The organism is Legionella yabuuchiae, from assembly GCF_900640115.1.
Taxonomy (GTDB): Bacteria; Pseudomonadota; Gammaproteobacteria; order Legionellales; family Legionellaceae; genus Legionella_A; species Legionella_A yabuuchiae.
Window position 1 is genome coordinate 1 of the sequence record NZ_CAAAIW010000033.1, and the last position, 19,009, is coordinate 19,009.

Here is a 19,009-nt window from a genome sequence, read left to right on the forward strand (position 1 = left end):
TATAACATTTTTATGAACGTCATATTTAGATTCTTAGAATCTTGGGAATACAATTGGTCAATAATACTCACGAATACCACATTTAATAATCAAGTTGGACTCGATCATAACACAAAATTCTCAGAAATTCTGCAGAATTCAGCTTGATCGCCCTAATACGTGTTTTTAGGTGACTTTATTTTTTGTTCTGCCGCATTTAAAAAAGCGACTAATGGCTCATTCCCTTGCGCGTTTTTTAAAATGTGGCAGGACGAAAAAGAAAAAAGCATAAATCACGCATTTTAAAAGATCATGGGTATAAACCCATTAAACGCATTGGATCATCGCATTTTTCTCAATTCCCCCATAGGGCGTGCTTGAGTTTTGGTGTTTTCACGCTTACTGTTCTGTGTGGAAAAGAGTGAAAAAGAGGATGATGGTGAAACTATAGCGGCAGGTGTGTTGTCTTTTGATTTAACAACAAGTACTGCGCGGAGTTGTTCGTTGATCTTCTCTGCTGAAAAAGACAATTGCCTTTTATAACAGTCAACCAAACTCATGACTTGCTCGCTCGTTACAGCAGACATGGTGAGGTCATGGCCTTCGCCGCATATTTTTTTGATTAAGATTAGAGCGGTATTTTTTAATAAGTCTTGGGCGGGTTCAAAGCTTGGTAATAAAGCATACTTATGCATAAGTTGACTCAGTAATGTCGCCGCATCGTCGGTAAATCCTTCTGTCAAATACCAGGTATGGACAACCCATTGCATAATAGTTTGAAAATAATTTGGATGGAAGGAGTCAATCTTTAATTTCGGTAAATAGGCCGCTTTTAGCAAGACGAACTCATCCATAAGAGCGCCTGGCATTAGCTCTAAAGCGTCTATGGCTATAAAAACAGAGTAATACAATTCGTTTAATTGCTCTGGAGGAAGTCTAGATTGGTCGTAACGTTTAAGCAGAGCTTTAAGATGATTTAGGTGATTTTCTGTGCTGCAGTCAACCTCGAGCAGTTCTTTAAGTAAAGAAAGATCCTTCATAACTAAAACAAGCGCTTCACTGACCATTTTTTGACTCATTAAGTAATGATAGTAAAAAATATTATTATCTGGTCTATTTAAATCATGAAGTGCTGCATCAAGACCCATCTCAGCCGCTTTACGGTATAGCCTGGCGGCTTGGGTAAGCTTTATCTTGCATCCTAGACCGTTTTCAAGCATCTTAGCGCGATAGATCATCGCCTCTTTATCACCAAGGGCAATCGCTTGCTCATAAAGTGCAATGGCTTGTGCGTAATTTTTCTCACCGCACAGACCTTGTTCATGCATCCTGGCACGATTGGTCATTGCCTCTTTATCACCAAGTAAAATCGCCAGCTCATAAAGTGAAATGGCTGCAGGGGGATTTGCCTCACCACCCAGACCTTCTTTATGCATTCTGGCTCGATTGATCATGGCACCTGTATTACAAAATGCAATTGCCTGTTCAAAAAGGCTAATGGCTTCTGCATGCGTTACTTCTCCTCCCAGGCCATTTAGATACATAATGGCAAGGTTGTTCATTGCAGCTGTATCACCACCAAGTTTAATCGCTTTCTTATAAAGCTCAATGGCTTTTAAGTAATTTACCTCACCGCCCAAGTCTTTATAAATGCCAGCAAGATTGTTCATTGCAGCTGTATCATTAAAGATAATCGCCTGCTCATAAAGTGCGATGGCTTTTGCAAAGTTTATCTTGCCGCCCAGTCCTTTTATATGCATTAAGGCGCGATGATTCATCGCGCCTGTGTGATTAAGGATAATTGCTTTCTCATAAAGCGCAATGGCTTGGCTGTGATTTCGAGGTACTCCTACCCCTGAATGATTCATCCAGGCAAGAAGAAAGAGAGCATGGTTATCGTTTTTCTTTATTTGAAGTTCGCAATATTGCTTTAATGGTTCAACTGTGGTTATAGCCTGCGTTGCTTCGTGCGTCAAAGAACAGACCTGAAACAAACTACATAATAAATCGTGTTGGCCAATATTGCCTTTGATCATGTCATCGACAAGTATTGCAAGTAGCTCTAACCTGCTTTTTGTCTTAAGGTCAGACTGAGTAATCATAGTTGCTCCTATAAGCTTTAACGCAGGTTTGGCTAAGCATTAAACAGTCTTGTATAACGAAAAAAATTGACTAATTATAAACCATGATAAATTTATTGTAAATTTTTTAAGCAGAAATGGAATACAAATTGCCGATTTGGTACCTTTAACAAACAAGAAAAATGCGATGCTGCGAAATGCTACATAGAGGTTCTTAAAGGAGAACGAGATTTATCGAGCCTAACAACAAGAACTCAAAATGCTTTACATCAGGGTCGACTTGGTGAGGTAATAAAGGAGATTAAAAATCTTCTAAATCCATAATGTTAACTTTCTTCCAGCCTAGTCAGAATGTCAGATCAAACTGGAACTTATACAAATGATGTTAACAGAAGGATCATTTAATAGTGAAAATGTATAAATTAATAAGCATTTACATCACCTCTTATTATTTTTTTGGAATAGTAGTTTTTCTTTTTATATTTGGCTTTGAAGAAAGCTTAAAAATGTTGAAAATTTCACCTATGACCGTAGGTTTCAGTGGACCACTTATTTTCTTTTCCTCATTCATCGCCACTATCATAGTGATTTCACTTATGAGAAAACGTTTATCACTACAACCCTACCCCTATTTTATGCTAGGTTTTTATATTGGCAATTTATCTTTGTTGTTATTTTTTCTAATACAAGCTTTGTTGAACAATTTCATCATTTGGAAATTTCCAGAGTTTTTATTAATATTTATTGCGCCATTTATAGAATTATTACTTGCTTATATGTTTGGCTTTGCATTTCTGGCATTAATTCCTTCCTGGTTAAGTGCATATATTCTTTTTAAAGTGGTACAAAACAAAGAAAAATAATGTTTTATAACTGGTACGAGCATAGTATCCGGTTAATTAACCACCTACTAATTAGGAAAGATCAGATGCAAAACCAATCTTTTCGCTGGGCTCTAGTTGATTTAGAAACCACAGGAACACACATCACCCAAGATAAAATTACTGAAATTGCCGTTATTATTCTCACTGAAAAAGGAGTTGAATCGACTTGGCACCGTTTAATTAACCCCAATCAAACCATCCCTGAAGCCATTGTCCGTCTAACGGGCATAACCAATCGCCTCGTGGCTAAGGCTCCTAAATTTGCGGATATTGCTGAGGAGTTAATCATACAATTACAAGATTGTGTATTGGTTGCGCACAACGTACGCTTTGATTATGCGTTCTTAAAAAATGCCTTTAAACAATGCGGTTTGAAATTTCAACCACCTATGTTATGTACTCTGAAATTAAGTAAAGTTTTATACCCCAACTTAAAACGACATAATTTAACTACGCTGATTAAACATTTTAAGATTCAACCTAATACTCAACACCGTGCAGAACAAGATGTCATGTCCTTATATCATATATTACAAGCCATAATGACCGATATCTCACGTTCAAAACTATTAGACTACGCTAGCATTCTTCATAAACAACCCAGTTTGCCCTTGCATCTTAAAACGAATGTGAATGATCTGCCAGATACGCCAGGAGTTTATATTTTCTACAGTCGAGATAATACTTTGCCCCTTTACATTGGTAAAAGCATCTCGTTGCGGCAACGAGTTCTTTCGCATTTTCAAGCCGATCACAGTCACACTAAAGAATTTGCCATGGCTCAACAAGTTGAAACGATTGAGATCATTCCCACACCAGGTGAGCTCAGCGCACTCTTGCTAGAGTCGTCTTTAATTAAACGAAAAAATCCTCTTTATAACCGCAGATTGCGGCGAAAAAAAAGCCTCGTTGGGTTCAAGATCTCGGAAATCAATGGTTATAAAACCATAGACGTCGCTAGGGATTCAATTGATGCCTCCTCGTTATCCCTTGTAGGGGCCTTTAATAGCAGGCACTCTGCAAAATCCACGTTGCAAAGCCTTGTCAAAGAATTTCACCTCTGTCCTAAATTATGTCACTTAGAAAATACGAGAGGCGCTTGTTTTTATGTGCAGCTTAAACGCTGTCATGGCGCTTGCACACATATGGAGTCCGCCGAATCATACAATCGGCGGGTGTTAGCAGCCTTAGAAGAATACCAACAACAAGCCTGGCCCTTTAAAGGGAGAATCGCCATCGAAGAAACTCACCCGACTACCCAAACGACGCAGTACTTAATTTTCGATGAGTGGCGACACTTAGGAACAGTGGATTCATTAGCCTCACCGCTCATTGAAGTCCAAGAGCATGATGTGGATACTTATAAAATCCTATCCGCTTATTTAAAGAAACATTCTCATTCAATCAAGATCATAACTGGAAAGCTCGAAGATATCTTGCCCGCCTAGCGGGCAATTAATTTAGATTTGACAGGGCATAAGAGAAAGCACACGGAATGACGTCTTTGCGAACGAAGTGAAGCAATCCAGATCGATGTGCATTAAAAACATTGAGCTGGATTGCTTCGCCATGGCTCGCAACGACGTCATTTTTATGGGACATCCCTAAGAGAAAGCAACTTTCAATACCTAGGATCCTTTGCCTGCGTTAGAGTTGTCTTTCTTTTGGTAAGGAATGGCCCGTTTAGAGATATCAACAACCGGTTGTTTGCCCGCCAAACTAATAGTCATGATCTCTTTATTGTTTAAATCAAAGCTTCGCAAATCAACGGATTTAATCGTCTGATCTTCATAAGTTCTGAGGTAATAGCGCAAATTAACTGGATCTTTTACAGTGGTTGCTAATGTTAATTCAGCTTTCACATTACCGTTTTCTTTACTTTGAACAGCGCCATAAGGAATATCAAATTGATTTAAAATATGAAACGCTTCAAAGACCGTATCCTCTGCGGTTTCAGTTGGAACAGCGGTGGTTGAGAAAATAGCGGCCTGCACAAACCGTGACGGAGGTGTGAAATCTCCAGGCAACCCACGAAGGCCATTTCCTTCACCAAATTGATTTAGCTGATAACCATCAATGGATTTCTTAGGGACATTTAATGTGGATAACGTCATATAGTTTGATAAATTGGTTAAGTGCCAATCAAACGTGGGGGAGTTGGTAAACACACCAATGGGGTTTTCTGAGACCACCAGTTTTCCGTCAATTGGCTCAACCACTATACTTTTACCCAATTTATCATAAAAAACATAATGAAAAGGCGCCACCCCATTCCATGCTTTTTGAGCCGTTGGCACAATAACGACCGAATCAACCGATTCTTTCAATTCATCGACCGTTGCAAATTGTGTTAACGCCCAGTTTATAAATTCCGTGGGCGCTAACGCTGAATTTTTATTATCGTCAGTTAATGAAGCATAAGAAGCGTACCCCGGGAAGTAAAACGCCCCCCCGGCAAACCCCTTTTCATTTACTCCATCAATAATCGCAGGCGCACCGAATGCATTAGCCCCCACGGCAGCATATTTGGCGCTATATTTAAGTCCTGATGTTCCATCCGGTAACGTACCCGAAAAAGCAAAATGTCTCGGAACCACAAGCCCCGCTAAATCCAGTGGCATGCCAAACTCGACGGTACGGCCATTGATATGACTGCCATCTTTAGCGCTTAATTGAAACCCAGTGCAAGCAAGTAATGTGCTTGAGAAAAGAGAGCAAATTAAAATAATAGAGCGCGTTGTTAACATCCAATATTGTTTCAATAACATGTCGAGTTCTCTCTAATAATATATTGGGTATATAAAAGCTAGCCACCTTCCTCATCACTGTCAATTAAATATTTAAATTAAACCACTTGCCCTGCAGCCCAACCTGAAGACCAGGCCCACTGAAAATTATATCCGCCTAACCACCCAGTTACATCTAACGCTTCACCAATAAAATATAAGCCTTGATGAGGTATGGATTCCATGGTTTTAGAAGATATAAAATCGCAATTCACCCCCCCCAACGTGACTTCTGCGGTGCGATACCCTTCCGTTCCATTTGGCTTTATAAGCCAATCATGAAACTGCTGAGCGACGAATTCCAATTCTAAATTTGAACAATCAGAAATCATTTTTTCACCCAGTACTTTCGGAATAAATACATCAACGACACGCTTTGGAAGATAGTTCGATAATATTGAAGCCAGGTTTTTTTTCGACGAAACGGTTCGTTCGGATTTCATGACTTCAAACAAATCCAAATCCGGTAATAAGTTGATATGAAGATCGCCACCAGGAGACCAATAGGAAGAACTCTGAAGGATTGCAGGGCCGCTCAAACCACGATGGGTAAATAAAATATTTTCCCGAAACGCCATGGTTTTGGTTTGTACCAAGCTGTCTACGCTGATTCCTGATAAAGGTGAAAACCGTTCTTTATCTGCAACATCTAAGGTTAGAGGCACTAATCCTGCACGAGTTGGCCAAACGGGTATGCCAAATTGCTCTGCCACTTTATACGCAAAAGGACTCGCCCCCATGGTTGGGATGGATAAGCCTCCTGTAGCAATGACTAACGATTCACAACGAAAATCGCCTTGAGTTGTTTGAAGTCGATAGGTTCCATGGGGTTGTTTTGTAATTGATTCAATGGATGTAAACAGTTTGATCTCAGAACCTACTTGGGCACATTCTTTAAGTAATAATTCGACAATATCCTTTGATTTATTATCACAAAATAATTGCCCTAGTGTTTTTTCATGGAACGGTATTTTATGTTGTTTAACTAATTCAATAAAATCCCATTGAGTGTAGCGAGACAAGGCTGATTTACAAAAATGAGGGTTATGAGAAAGATAATTCTCCGGTGAGGTATAATAATTAGTGAAATTACACCGCCCCCCACCAGACATGAGGATTTTTTTGCCAACTTTGTTCGCGTGATCTAAGACAATAGTATGACGACCGCGTTTTCCAGCTTCTATCGCGCACATTAAGCCCGCAGCACCTGCGCCTAGGATAATAACATCAAATTCTTTCATCTGGCTTTAGAATAAATCAAGAATTATACCACATGAGCCTAGCTAGTAGGTTGGTTCGTTTTAGATGGTGCCTTGCATCAAACTTTGTACAAAATTAAATGGCTCAAAATGCAGGCGCAGGATTAGCTTGTTCTAGTTGGAATGTACGGGTTGAGCTTGAATATAGTGTGCGACCAAACAAAGTATGTTGTAACTTGGTCATTATCCCTGGTCTATTAAAATGTATATTCAATTTAGCCTCACTACTTTTAGACCAAAACAGGTCAGTAACTGACGGGTTAGCTTTATTTATTGATGCATGGACTTTTCTTGGAGCGGCGATCTGTGCAATTTGACGTGCAATAGAGTGACTGTGTTTATTAAACGCCGATGGTTCCTCGGCCGTATTACATCCAAACAACATGATTTGGACATTTAAGGGTAATAATGAAAATAAATCATGATTGTTTTCAAGAAAGTAAGAATTTAACTTCCCTCTTGAAAAATCCATACTATCTTGATCAGCATGTGCTCCCAAAAACAGGCATTGTATTTGAGTTGGATTCTTTTCTTGGTAAGTTGTATTGGTCATTATTTCACTGATGCAAGTTTTGATATCATTGGGAGAGTCAATAGTTCTAAGAGCAATCGAGTATTTTTTTGAAGCACTTAGGAGGTTTTTTTTAAATTTAAGGCATGGTGCTAAGGCTTGATTATGATCTTTACTAGACATAATAAACAAACAAACCTGATGAGGGTTTAGGGGATGCTGCCAATCAAAATTTTCCGAAAAGTTAGGAAACTGCTCTTCAAAATGTTTTAGGGTATCAATTTTTTCCTTTATTATTATGTAATCAACCAATTTACAAAATAAAGGCATCATTAATAATAACCCGGGCACCGCGTAGGGGATATCAATTTGATAACCTGTTGGAATATGTTGTACTCTAAGGCACCAACCCCACCAGCGATATATTACTATAAAACCTAATACTGCTTCTAAAGCTGTAAGCTTTGGCGAGGATTTTATCCTTGCAGCTGCAGACTGCAAATAGTCTTTTTCACGCTTAAATAATTCTACATAGTTTTCAGGCCATTGGCTTGGCATTATTCAGAATCCTCGCTTATGTTCTGTTAATCCAAACGTTCAAAAAATTATACCCGTAATCATTCAAAATGCTAGGTTTTGAATGAGTCAACGGGATATAAAGAATCGAGGGAAAAGCACAGTCACGCAACAGGACGATACCTGTGATCTTTCAAAGATTCTTAAATCAAGTGATTTTTAGCGCAATTGTCCTGGCATTGGATCAGAACTTATTGAAATCACGAGTAAAAAAAGTGTATTGTTCTATAATTAAAGAGGGATTTTTTTGGAGGCTATATGCGGCGTCAATGGTATATTGGGTTTGGGATTGTTCTACTTTCCATTTTCCTATTTTTTGTAATGCTGCATGATACCGTATGGTTTTTTGCACTCTTAATCCCTTTAATTATCTTATGGATCTATGACTTAGCTCAAAAAAAACATACTATTTTACGCAACTTCCCTGTTTTGGGACACATGCGTTATCTTTTGGAGTTCTTTCGTCCGGAAATTCAACAATATTTTATTGCAAATGATGAAGAGGAACGTCCTTTTAGCCGTGAAAAACGTTCCATTGTGTATCAGCGAGCCAAAAATGTCCGTGATACCATCCCTTTTGGTACAGAACATAATATTGAGGAGGTTGCCTATACTTGGGTGCTTCATTCGTTAGCGCCTAAGCATGCCGCAGAGGTCGAGCCAAGAATTACTGTTGGTGGTCCTGATTGCAAAAAACCTTATAGCGCGTCTCGTTTAAATATTTCAGCTATGAGCTTCGGCGCACTATCGCCTAATGCACTTATGGCTTTAAATAAAGCCGCTAAAATTGGAGGGTTTGCTCATAATACTGGTGAGGGTGGTTTAAGTCCTTACCATTTACAAGGTGGGGACGTTATTTTTCAAATTGGAACCGCTTATTTTGGCTGTCGCAACGATCAAGGGTTATTTGATCAAGAAGAATTTAGCAAAGAAGCCAATCGTGATGAAGTAAAAATGATTGAAATCAAACTGTCTCAAGGCGCAAAACCTTCCCATGGAGGTATTTTGCCCGCTGCTAAATTAACTGAAGAAATTGCAAAAGTCCGAAAAGTAAAAATGGGGCATGATGTTTTATCCCCTCCCGCTCACTCGGCATTTGACTCACCAACAGGGTTATTGCACTTTGTTAAAAAACTGCGTGACTTAACGGGTGGAAAACCGGTTGGGTTTAAACTATGTATTGGCCGAAAACACGAATTTTTAGCAATCTGTAAAGCCATGCTCGAAACCAACATTTTGCCTGATTTCATTACGGTCGATGGTGCAGAAGGCGGCACAGGAGCAGCACCGTTAGAATATTCGAATCATGTTGGTGAACCGCTTGAAGCGGGACTGATTTTTGTGCATAACGCGCTGGTTGGGATTAATGTACGGGATAAAATCCGTATTATTTGCAGTGGTAAGATTGTCACAGGATTTGATATGGTCAATAAAGTTGCACTTGGTGCTGATATGTGTAATTCAGCAAGAGGAATGATGATGGCCGTTGGCTGTGTCCAATCCAAACAATGCAATGCCAATACCTGCCCAACCGGGGTCGCTACACAAAATAAACGTCTCCAACGTGGGCTGGTCGTTGATGAAAAGAAACACCGTGCCGTCAATTTTCACAACAATACCGTTAAAAGCTTTTTAGAAATGATCGGCGCCATGGGCTTTTCAAACCCTAGCCAGTTAACGCCTGATTGTGTGATGAGACGAATTAACGATGAGGTGGTCAAACCGTTCAGTGAGATTTATGAATATCTAACCCCTGGTCAATTACTCGGCGATAAGATTCCAGAGAGTTTTAAAGGGCATTGGGAAAAAGCACATCCGGATCGATTTTAATTAGGGAATGGCATGCACACGCTAAAGCTCTTTATTACCGCTTTACTGATATTTTGCCTACTCGATTTGTTTTGGCTTGGCTTTGCTGCCAAAAGTTTATATTTTAAATATTATGGCTCAATGCTTCGCCTTGAAGACGGCAATTTGCAAGTTCTATGGTGGGCCGCGTTCATCGTTTACTGCTTATTTGCAATCGCCATTACCTCATTTGTGGTTCCCTTAGCAAACGGCTCATTATTTTGGGCATTAATCTATGGAGGATTATTAGGAATCGTTACCTATGGAGTCTATGATTTTACATGTCTTGCCGTGTTCAAAAACATGCCGATAGGGATGGCTTTCTTAGACTGGGCCTGGGGGGCTGTGATCTGTGCACTAAGTTCTTTTGCCACAGTCTTTGTTGCAAGATGGCCATAAAATCGTTATATATACTGCGCGCGATTCAGCAGAGTGGATTAAACAAGGTATTAAAGACCACAATCCACTTAACAATAATTAGCCGCGCAATGTATAGAAACCTTTTTAAGGAAAACCGATGCCTTTGTCTTGTTTAAGCGCAAAACAGCTACATGGTGCTATTCTCAATGGATGTCAAAGCATTATAGCACAGCAAGAATTACTGAATAAAATCAATATTTTTCCTGTTCCTGATGGCGATACCGGGAGCAATCTAAGCTCAACGGCCAAAGCCGTGATGCAATATTCTCACCCCGCTCCAGCCATAAAAGAGACCTTACAGTCGGTTGCTGAGGCCAGCATCATTGGCGCGCGCGGTAATTCGGGGATGATTTTTTCACAATTTCTGAATGGTTTATATGAACATTTAAGCGACTCAGTCGAAGTAAGCTTGAGAGACTTTAGCCAACAGCTAAAACAAGCCGTGATCAGCGTTAGAAGCGCTATATCAAAACCCGTTGACGGCACCATGCTGACCATCATGGAAGCCTGGGCCGAATTAGTCAGCCAGACCGCGGCTCAAGTCTCCTGTTATCGCGATATCATGCAAGCGATATTACCAGCCCTTGAACAAACGGTAGAAAATACCAAAGAAAAATTAGCCGTATTGAAACAATCAAATGTTGTCGATGCCGGGGCGCTTGGGTTTTACCATTTTGTGAAAGGATTTGCTTCTTACTTATATGCGCCAGATCAAGTAAAAACAATTACAATTGCCTCGGCATCCTCTGAGTCACGACATCATCATGAAGTTCCCACGACACCTCCTACGCATCGATATTGCACTGAAGGCGTTTTACGAGGAGAAGCGATTGATAAAGCAAATCTAAATGAAATCCTTTCTAAGCTTGGTGAGTCTATCGTTATCTCGGGTTCAAAATCGTTGTGCCGATTCCATGTGCATACCAATACCCCTCAAAATGTGTATTCACAATTGCTTACCTTAGGGACGCTTCAATATCCTAAAATTGATGACATGCTCAGGCAATCGCAAACCGTTCATCAACGAAAGCATTCTATAGCCCTAGTCATGGACTCTTGTTCAGATTTACCGCAATCCATTATTGATCATCATCAAATTCACGTGTTTCCAATTAACTTACATTTAGACAGTCACGATCTACTTGATGGCTACAGCTTTAATCCTGATGAATTTTATCAAACGCTAGCCGACTTAAAGCAGTATCCTCAAACCTCACTACCCAGTAAAGCGATGATTGAAGCCAAGCTCGCCCATCTCTCGGAGCACTACGAAGAGGTCTTAGTGATATCTGTATCTGAAGCGTTGAGTGGGACTTGCGACGTAATTCGTTCCTCTGCGCAAAAACATGCAAACGTTCATGTGATTAATTCTAAAAATAGTACGGGTGGCCAAGGGTTATTAGTCCGTTATGCCGCCGAACTAATTGAACAAGGGTTAGATATTGCTATGATTTTAAGCGCGCTGGATAAAGCCATCGATAACGCTAAAATTTTTGTGGCGATTGATCAGTTCGACTCCCTGATTCGTTCCGGAAGGATTAGCTATTTAAAAGGAAGATTCGCCCAATTAACTGGAATAAAGCCCATCATATCTATTGATGAACAAGGAAAAGGCATCGTTTATAGCAAGGCATTAAATTCTCAGAAAGCCTTGTCCAAGCTCATTACCTGTGCTCAGGAATTCATAGAGAGAAAAGCGCTTAAATTACGGGATTATTGTGTTTCTCATGCAGGCGTTTCCGAAAAAGCTGAAGCGTTTGCAACATTAACCACCGAAGCGTTCGGTAAACCCCCCGTATTTATTGAGCATGTTTCCACTGCAATCGGATTGCATGCAGGCTATAATGCAATTGGGCTCGCTGTTTTGATGGAATAACCTCGCATGAGTAAAACAATTGGCATATTCGGTTTTGGATATACGGCTCAGGCATTTGCAAAAACCCTCGCTAACCAGGGGTTTACTATTTATGCTACAAGCCGTTCCGAGTACGTTAGGGAAACGTTTAAACGGGATAACCTTAACGTATTAGACTTTAATGAAGCAAATGCGGAAAAAATCATCCATTCTTGCAGCTTTATTTTACAGTCTATTCCTCCCAGTGCCGAAGAAAACGATCCGGTTTTAAAACGATTTAAACCGCTATTAATTGAGTCAATTCCTCAAATAAAATGGCTAGGCTATTTATCATCAACCAGTGTTTATGGCGATCACCATGGGGCATGGGTTGATGAAGAGTCAGGAAGCGTCGATCCCGGTACGGCAGGAATCATTCGTCTGATGGCTGAGAAAGAATGGTTAAATTTATACAAAAAGCACAACCTTCCTGTTCATGTTTTTCGATTAGCGGGCATCTATGGCCCTGGGCGCAGCGCGATTGAACGGATTTTATCCGACAAAAGCGTTTCAATATATAAACCCCAGCAATTTTTTTCGAGAATACATATCGACGATGTTGTTCAAATATTGAACTTATCGTTGCATCATCCCACGCCAGGAGAAATTTTTAACGTGAGTGATGATTTACCAGCCGCTTCCCATGAAGTAGACGCGTTCGCATTAAAGGAAATGAACTTACCCCCTCTCCCTCTGGTTCACATTGAAAAAGCTAATTTATCTCCTCGGGGCATGGAGTTTTATCGTAGTAATAAACGGGTTTCCAATGAGAAAATTAAATCGATATTGAATGTTAAGCTCAAGTATCCGAGTTACAGAGAAGGGATAAAAGCCTTAGTTACCGCCATCCATCGCTCCTAAAACAATGATGTGTTAGAGCGACCTTAGTAGCCGTCGTCAATATTAATTTTTTTGGTAACTGCTTTTCCCCCTGCCGACTTCCCGCGGCGTGTCCGCGGAAGGTCGGGCGAGGTGAGGTGGCTGGTCAGTTATTTTTTATTCTTTTTGTTTAAATTTTTCATATTGTGTTCTAATATAAAACCTATAGGCGGTCAATTTTAATCATTTTCAAGGATCGAACATGAACTTCCTACTGCTAATTTTTTTAGCAGCAATGAGCATGGACGTTAATTCTTTTTTTTCAACGCCTCATGAAAACGCGTTTCGGATAAACCATGGAGCGGTTTTGCCTATATCCGGAGAAATGTCTTTAACAATCCTACAACCAAGTGATTCAATCAAGAAAACGGTTTGGTTAAATTCGGTTAAAGACATGTTAAAAGCCAAAGCCCCATCCATGCGCGAAAGCGTTATTAACAAAGTGATGAAAACATTAAAATGCACACATCAATATGATGTGGAGCACAAACCCATACTCACCGTCATAGATTTTTCGTTACCCTCCAATCGCAAGCGACTTTGGGTGATCGATTTAGAAAAAAAAGAAGTGCTATTTAACACTTACGTTTCTCATGGCATTAAGTCAGGAATTTTAAATTCACACTATTTTTCCAATATCAACAATAGCAAAGCCAGCAGCATAGGGGTTTATAAGACCAACGAGTCGTATTATGGGCGTCATGGCTTAGCACTGAGATTAACAGGATTGGAAACAGGGTTTAACGATCAGGCTTCTCGTCGTGCCATTGTGATGCATGGTGGCTGGTATATGGAAGAAGAATTTGTAAAAAAATACGGCCGTCCGGGACGAAGTTGGGGCTGTCCTGCGATTCCTAAAACGCTCACGAAACCCATCATTCAAACCATTAAAGACGAAGGGTTATTGGTGGCTTACTACCCAAGCGAACGCTGGTTCTTACAATCCAAATATTTACACTGTGATAATAGCTGCATGCTGCCTCAAGCTGAACTTGATTCTGTATTAGAGGAACCCGAAGAAGATAGAGATGACATCTTATTCGTTGAAAAAAATAATAACGATCGTCATGAAGAGAATGAGCCGATTGTTGTGATGAGCGCTGATGACTATATCCGTACATTCAAGACCAAAGCACCGCTTAAGCGAATGCTAAGACGCCAGATTAATCAAATGGAATACATTGCTCTAAATAGCAATGAGTTTCAATCACTAATAAATCAACCCAACGAATCAGAAGCAACAGAACTGAGCAGCCATTTTGAGGATATTTTCTTTGTGATTCCACAGGTTAAACGACGAAATGGAGCGTATTTGGGTACAGAAATGAAATTTGTAAAACTCGGTAAAATCAAAACTGTGAGCATAAACACAGAGAATGTTCCTGAACCTAATAACGTTCAATATACGGTCCATCTGGATAATACTTCGTCTTTAAAGCTTAAAACCACGAATGAATTTATTCGCTGGCTTGGTTTATAAACCTTGATCTCTGAGCAATATGAAATTAAAGTGATAATTTTTAAACCGGTGGCAAGGCTTTGAAATCATACGAGTGGATTTTATTTGACGCGGATGAAACCTTATTTCACTTTGATGGATTTAGTGGTCTTCAGCATATGTTTTTGAGGTATGGCGTGGAGTTCACCCAAGAAGATTTCATGGTCTACCAAAATCTGAATAAACCGCTTTGGGTTCAATACCAAAATGGCACCATTACTGCCAATCAAATAAAACAGCGCCGGTTTACTCCATGGGCTCAAAAACTCAATGTTGCTCCAGAAGAGCTTAATCGCGCTTATATGGACTCCATGGCTGAGCTGTGCAAACCACTGGACGGGGCTATGAATTTAATCCAGTCGCTGCAAACGAAAACCCGCTTAGGCATTATTACCAACGGCTTTAACGATTTACAGGAAATTCGTTTAGAGCGCACCGGACTTAAGCCACTTTTTGATTTACTCGTTGTTTCTGAAACGGTGGGAGTAGCGAAACCTCATCCTCACATTTTTGATTACGCCTTATCGTATGCAGGGAATCCCGACCGCTGTAACGTGTTAATGGTTGGAGACACCCCTGAGTCGGATATTCTCGGTGGTATGAATGCTGGCATTGATACCTGCTGGCTCAATAACGGCACCAAGACCCTACCCGATCACATCAAACCTAACTATCAGGTGTCTTCTTTGCATGAACTGTATACGCTATTACAACGTACTTCGGGCTGAATAAGGGATAATCAGGCTGCAAAAGGCTTATACTGAATACCTAACGCGAGCCAATAATTTGTGTTCTTTAACCCTGCTGCGTTTATGAAAAAGTCCCGTTCACCACTAATGCGATCAATCATTTCAGTATTCGCCTTTGTATTACTAAAATAATTTATTGCGCCTTCAATATATACCTTAGCGCGAGGATTCATTCTAAAACCCGTATCAACGGCTAAAGAATAAAAAGAAGCCCCATTACCAGATTCTTTAAAAGTTAGACTGCGAGCATAATGCTGATCAACATCATTCGATTTCACATAAGGACCATATTTTACAGCGGCATTAACATCTAAAGCCTTGTTTTCATAATGACCTAATGCACCCAGATACCCCGTGTTATACGTTTGCTGATACCCTATTCCAATCTCATTTTCTGGAAAGCAACCAATGAATTGCCTGTTGTCATATTGAAAACACCCACCTCTGGCTAAAAAGCTAAATGCGTTTCGTTGATAGCCTGCCATTAATCCAAGTTTGAGATGCTCACGTTTCATGAACCAGCTACGTAAATTTAGATCCACTTGATTTGCATATCTTAAATCAGTGTCTTCATGATGAGACCACTCCGTCCAACTTGATTGATTGGGATTAAGCCAGTCGTAATCATCCATTGTGGCATTACCCATACCCGCTGTAACCCAACCGGCCGCATTTAAAGCTAAGTTTTGAAAAATCTGATAATTAATTTCTCCGATTACAATGGCCGCTTGCTCAATGTTCCAATTAAGCTGGCTAAGAGTTAGGTCATCTTCATAAACATATTCTTTGGATTCTCCTCCTAGGTAACCAATGCCTGCATTTATGGACAACTTATCTTGCTTGATAATCTTATCCTTATCGAGAGGCATAGCTGCATTTAATCCGCAAGGAATGACGAAGCAAAAACACAGCATGGATATCCATTTAGTCATTATTTTCTCCAACGCGCTTGAATTCTTTTTCACCAAAAATAGCCGATGGGTGCGTATAGAATTTAAATTCGAGCAAATTATTGCTGGGATCTTTTAGAAAAAAACTTTGGTGTTCTATTCTCGTATTCTGAAAACGCGTTTTTAAAGGAATTTCAAAAGTAACTTGTTTCGAAACTAATTGATCAATAAAGTTCTTAAATGCAGCTTCTTCTGTGAAAATTAGGCCAAAGTGTCTGGGATAAATGGACGATTGTTCTGGGACAGGCGAATCAACTTTATGCGCAACAATCTGATGTAAGCCTAACTTTAAAATAAGGGCATGTTCAGATTCTCTTCCAATGTCGCACCCTAATGCGCCATGGTAAAAGGCTTTAGCCTGTTCAAAATCATGGACCGGAAACGCCAAATGGAAAATAGTCTGCATAATTTAACGCCTAAACTTCTTTAGAATACAAGGCCACTCCATTACCCTCAGAGTCCAAAATCACCGCGCGATTTCCATAAGGGCCAATTTGCTCCACAGGCTTTAAAACCGTTCCACCCATTTGCTCAACCGTAATAACCGCTTCTTTCAACCGTCCTTCTACGTTTAAATAAACTAAGGGCCCTTGGTTGGAAGGCAGTCTATCCTCCATAACCGCCAAACATCCTGAAACATTGTTTTCAGTGTGAGGCAATAAACCAAATTTAAACCCATGTTCATTTATTTTTTGGACTGACTCATCAAGCACCGCCGAATAAAAAGCAATAGCACGATCCAAATCATTAACTGGGATATCAATCCAGCAAAAAGTATTGTTTTGACTCATAAAAACCTCATTAGTGGCGTCAATAGAAATAGAATTTTGTAAAAAAAATAGTAGCCTGAGTGCAACGAAGCGAAACCCAGGATCAGAACTTGACAAAAGCTTAGCCCTTGGTCGGCTACACTTTATGCAGACGACTACAAGTGCATCGTTCTCAAATCGAGTAATAATATCGCTCAAAGAAAGAGATATCAATTAGAAGACTCTCTCGATTTATACCCGTGATCGTTCAAAATGCATGATTGATGCTTCCCCATAGATGGAACCTATTGTTGTAGCAAACTGAGCAGCGAGATTTTGAAATAGAAGCATGTTTCCTAGATTAGAACCTATTGCATTACTTGCGATTTGCATTATTTTTTGACACAATATCGACAGTTTAAACAGCTCACTCATTATAATGATCTTTGGGCAACATTACTTTTTTAGAGGCCGGCATGAGAATACAGCAATTATTACACTCTTTAAATGACAAAAATATTCAAGGATTGAATGAGGACGAAATTGTTTTATGGTCACAACTTACAAATGAGGAGCTCAAAGAACTCGCCGCTTATCGCAATCAAACCAAACGTACTATCTTACACCGTATTCTCAGCACAGATCGAGTCGTCCCCTCTCAAAATGAGGTTTTTTGGACGAACGTAAAAAAAATATTTCAGGCTATAAAAGATAAATTAATAGAGCAAGATTCTGAGCGATTAACACACCGCATCCTGCTCAATCATAACACAGCTAACGTACGCAAAATGATTACAACTGCACATGAAGTGGGTTTAGTTTCTTATTTCTCGGAACCCAAAACGATGGCGACTTATTTAAGTTCTTCGGAGTACGATACTAGAAAATCGCTTTGTCAAGCCAAGGGATTGCCCGCTCTATCGGCAGATCAGGTGATTAAATTAAATCAAGGACCCAAAAACCTCAAAGCCGAACTCGACTCTGCACGAAGCGTGCGCTCTCACGCCATGAATGAAGTAGCATCGTTAACTCGACAAATTAATCCGCTTAAAAGCGCGCTTCAAGTTGCAAAGAAAGAGCGAGATAAAGCAAGAGAACATCACGGTACTGTGCAGCAGAAGTTAGAGGCGATGGAATCTTTTCTATCCCAGGGCGAAGAAGAAAAACACCAACAGCAACAAAGAATTCAAGCTCTCCAAACCAGAGTGAACGATTTAGAGAAAGCGCTAAAACAAGCAAACAAAAAGGCTAGAACATTAGAAACTGAACTTCACACTTCTCTAAGAGAGATATCACAATTAGAAACAACTAACCGTGAACTAATGTCAGAATATAGCCAAGTACGACGTTACAGCGATAGAGCGCAAGAGCAATTATCTAAAATCCCTGAGGTCATGGGCTTAGTTCAACTTGCAATGCAGGGACTTCATGAAGTTAATGGCACTCCAACGGAATTACCGGATGAAGATTCTCCCGATTCCTCTCAACCTGGTGTGGAAACGCATGCAAGTCCATCAATTGCTTCGTCTTCCGCGGGCATGTTTAGCCGAAAAAGAACAGCACAAGAAGCCGGCCTTCCCTCTTCCTCTGAAAAAGAAAGAAGGCCGAATAATCCACCCCGCTTTTAGCCGCAATGAGAAGAAGTTGGCTTGAGACCCAATAGTTTCCTGGATCTTATTAACTTTCCTTCTCTAGGTTATTCTATTTAAACATTGCGACATTTTAGGAGTCCCTATGCTTTCATTCGAGCCTTTGAACAATCTATTAAACATGGATCTAACCCAACTTCGCGTAAACAATGGATGCGCAACCGATGAAGCCATGGAGTATTTTGTTCACTGCCTTAATGAATCAGGACTTACGCAAAACCCATTAACTTGAGAAATAGATCACACATCGAAGAGCGAATGGATCAAAGATTAGTTATCTGAGTCATAGTAATCTAC

General features: G+C 40.0%; 17 protein-coding genes. 10 read left to right on the forward strand and 7 right to left on the reverse strand.

Annotated features, from left to right (window positions below; translation table 11 throughout):
• Positions 1 to 320: 320 nt before the first annotated feature.
• A complete protein-coding gene (locus E1O47_RS10820; RefSeq protein ID WP_133131276.1) occupies positions 321 to 2,081 on the reverse strand; it encodes an SEL1-like repeat protein in 1,761 nt (586 codons plus the stop codon).
• A gap of 392 nt (positions 2,082 to 2,473) precedes the next feature.
• On the opposite strand from E1O47_RS10820, the gene E1O47_RS10825 reads away from it, so the two are divergent.
• A complete protein-coding gene (locus E1O47_RS10825) occupies positions 2,474 to 2,923 on the forward strand; it encodes a hypothetical protein (RefSeq protein ID WP_133131291.1) in 450 nt (149 codons plus the stop codon).
• A gap of 65 nt (positions 2,924 to 2,988) precedes the next feature.
• Positions 2,989 to 4,392 carry a 3'-5' exonuclease family protein gene (locus E1O47_RS10830; RefSeq protein ID WP_165475104.1) on the forward strand — a complete coding sequence of 468 codons (1,404 nt, stop codon included), beginning with the start codon at positions 2,989 to 2,991 and terminating at the stop codon, positions 4,390 to 4,392.
• A gap of 180 nt (positions 4,393 to 4,572) precedes the next feature.
• Here the strand turns inward: E1O47_RS10830 and E1O47_RS10835 are convergent, their stop codons facing one another.
• From E1O47_RS10835 to E1O47_RS10845, 3 genes are all read right to left on the reverse strand, one after another.
• Positions 4,573 to 5,712: a linear amide C-N hydrolase gene (locus tag E1O47_RS10835; protein ID WP_133131278.1), complete on the reverse strand. Its 1,140-nt coding sequence runs from the start codon at positions 5,710 to 5,712 to the stop codon at positions 4,573 to 4,575.
• Between the two features lie 77 nt (positions 5,713 to 5,789).
• Complete coding sequence (locus tag E1O47_RS10840; RefSeq protein ID WP_133131279.1) at positions 5,790 to 6,971, reverse strand: BaiN/RdsA family NAD(P)/FAD-dependent oxidoreductase; 1,182 nt, start codon at positions 6,969 to 6,971, stop codon at positions 5,790 to 5,792.
• Between the two features lie 103 nt (positions 6,972 to 7,074).
• Positions 7,075 to 8,058: a hypothetical protein gene (locus E1O47_RS10845; protein WP_133131280.1), complete on the reverse strand. Its 984-nt coding sequence runs from the start codon at positions 8,056 to 8,058 to the stop codon at positions 7,075 to 7,077.
• Between the two features lie 276 nt (positions 8,059 to 8,334).
• On the opposite strand from E1O47_RS10845, the gene E1O47_RS10850 reads away from it, so the two are divergent.
• The 6 genes from E1O47_RS10850 to yjjG all read left to right on the forward strand — a co-directional run bounded on the left by E1O47_RS10850 (position 8,335) and on the right by yjjG (position 15,343).
• On the forward strand, positions 8,335 to 9,906 hold the full coding sequence (locus tag E1O47_RS10850; RefSeq protein ID WP_133131281.1) for an FMN-binding glutamate synthase family protein: 1,572 nt from the start codon (positions 8,335 to 8,337) through the stop codon (positions 9,904 to 9,906).
• Positions 9,907 to 9,918: 12 nt separating this feature from the next.
• A complete protein-coding gene (locus E1O47_RS10855) occupies positions 9,919 to 10,323 on the forward strand; it encodes a DUF2177 family protein (protein ID WP_133131282.1) in 405 nt (134 codons plus the stop codon).
• A gap of 118 nt (positions 10,324 to 10,441) precedes the next feature.
• A complete protein-coding gene (locus E1O47_RS10860) occupies positions 10,442 to 12,220 on the forward strand; it encodes a DegV family protein (protein WP_133131283.1) in 1,779 nt (592 codons plus the stop codon).
• 6 nt (positions 12,221 to 12,226) lie between these two features.
• Positions 12,227 to 13,099: an SDR family oxidoreductase gene (locus E1O47_RS10865; RefSeq protein WP_133131284.1), complete on the forward strand. Its 873-nt coding sequence runs from the start codon at positions 12,227 to 12,229 to the stop codon at positions 13,097 to 13,099.
• 220 nt (positions 13,100 to 13,319) lie between these two features.
• Positions 13,320 to 14,597: a murein L,D-transpeptidase catalytic domain family protein gene (locus E1O47_RS10870; RefSeq protein ID WP_133131285.1), complete on the forward strand. Its 1,278-nt coding sequence runs from the start codon at positions 13,320 to 13,322 to the stop codon at positions 14,595 to 14,597.
• A 59-nt stretch (positions 14,598 to 14,656) separates the two neighbouring features.
• On the forward strand, positions 14,657 to 15,343 hold the full coding sequence (yjjG, locus tag E1O47_RS10875; protein ID WP_133131286.1) for a pyrimidine 5'-nucleotidase: 687 nt from the start codon (positions 14,657 to 14,659) through the stop codon (positions 15,341 to 15,343).
• An 11-nt stretch (positions 15,344 to 15,354) separates the two neighbouring features.
• Here the strand turns inward: yjjG and E1O47_RS10880 are convergent, their stop codons facing one another.
• The 3 genes from E1O47_RS10880 to E1O47_RS10890 are packed head-to-tail and all read right to left on the reverse strand — an operon-like array spanning position 15,355 to position 17,105.
• A complete protein-coding gene (locus E1O47_RS10880; RefSeq protein WP_133131287.1) occupies positions 15,355 to 16,296 on the reverse strand; it encodes an omptin family outer membrane protease in 942 nt (313 codons plus the stop codon).
• On the reverse strand, positions 16,289 to 16,720 hold the full coding sequence (locus E1O47_RS10885) for a VOC family protein (RefSeq protein ID WP_133131288.1): 432 nt from the start codon (positions 16,718 to 16,720) through the stop codon (positions 16,289 to 16,291). The genes E1O47_RS10880 and E1O47_RS10885 overlap by 8 nt, the downstream gene beginning before the upstream one ends.
• Positions 16,721 to 16,730: 10 nt before the next feature.
• The gene (locus E1O47_RS10890; protein ID WP_133131289.1) at positions 16,731 to 17,105 is read right to left on the reverse strand and encodes a VOC family protein; all 375 of its coding nucleotides are present in this window, start codon (positions 17,103 to 17,105) and stop codon (positions 16,731 to 16,733) included.
• A gap of 434 nt (positions 17,106 to 17,539) precedes the next feature.
• On the opposite strand from E1O47_RS10890, the gene E1O47_RS10895 reads away from it, so the two are divergent.
• Positions 17,540 to 18,691 (forward strand): hypothetical protein, encoded by a 1,152-nt coding sequence (locus E1O47_RS10895; RefSeq protein WP_133131290.1) that lies wholly within the window; start codon positions 17,540 to 17,542, stop codon positions 18,689 to 18,691.
• A 106-nt stretch (positions 18,692 to 18,797) separates the two neighbouring features.
• A complete protein-coding gene (locus E1O47_RS12310) occupies positions 18,798 to 18,944 on the forward strand; it encodes a hypothetical protein (protein ID WP_165475105.1) in 147 nt (48 codons plus the stop codon).
• Positions 18,945 to 19,009: the final 65 nt, after the last annotated feature.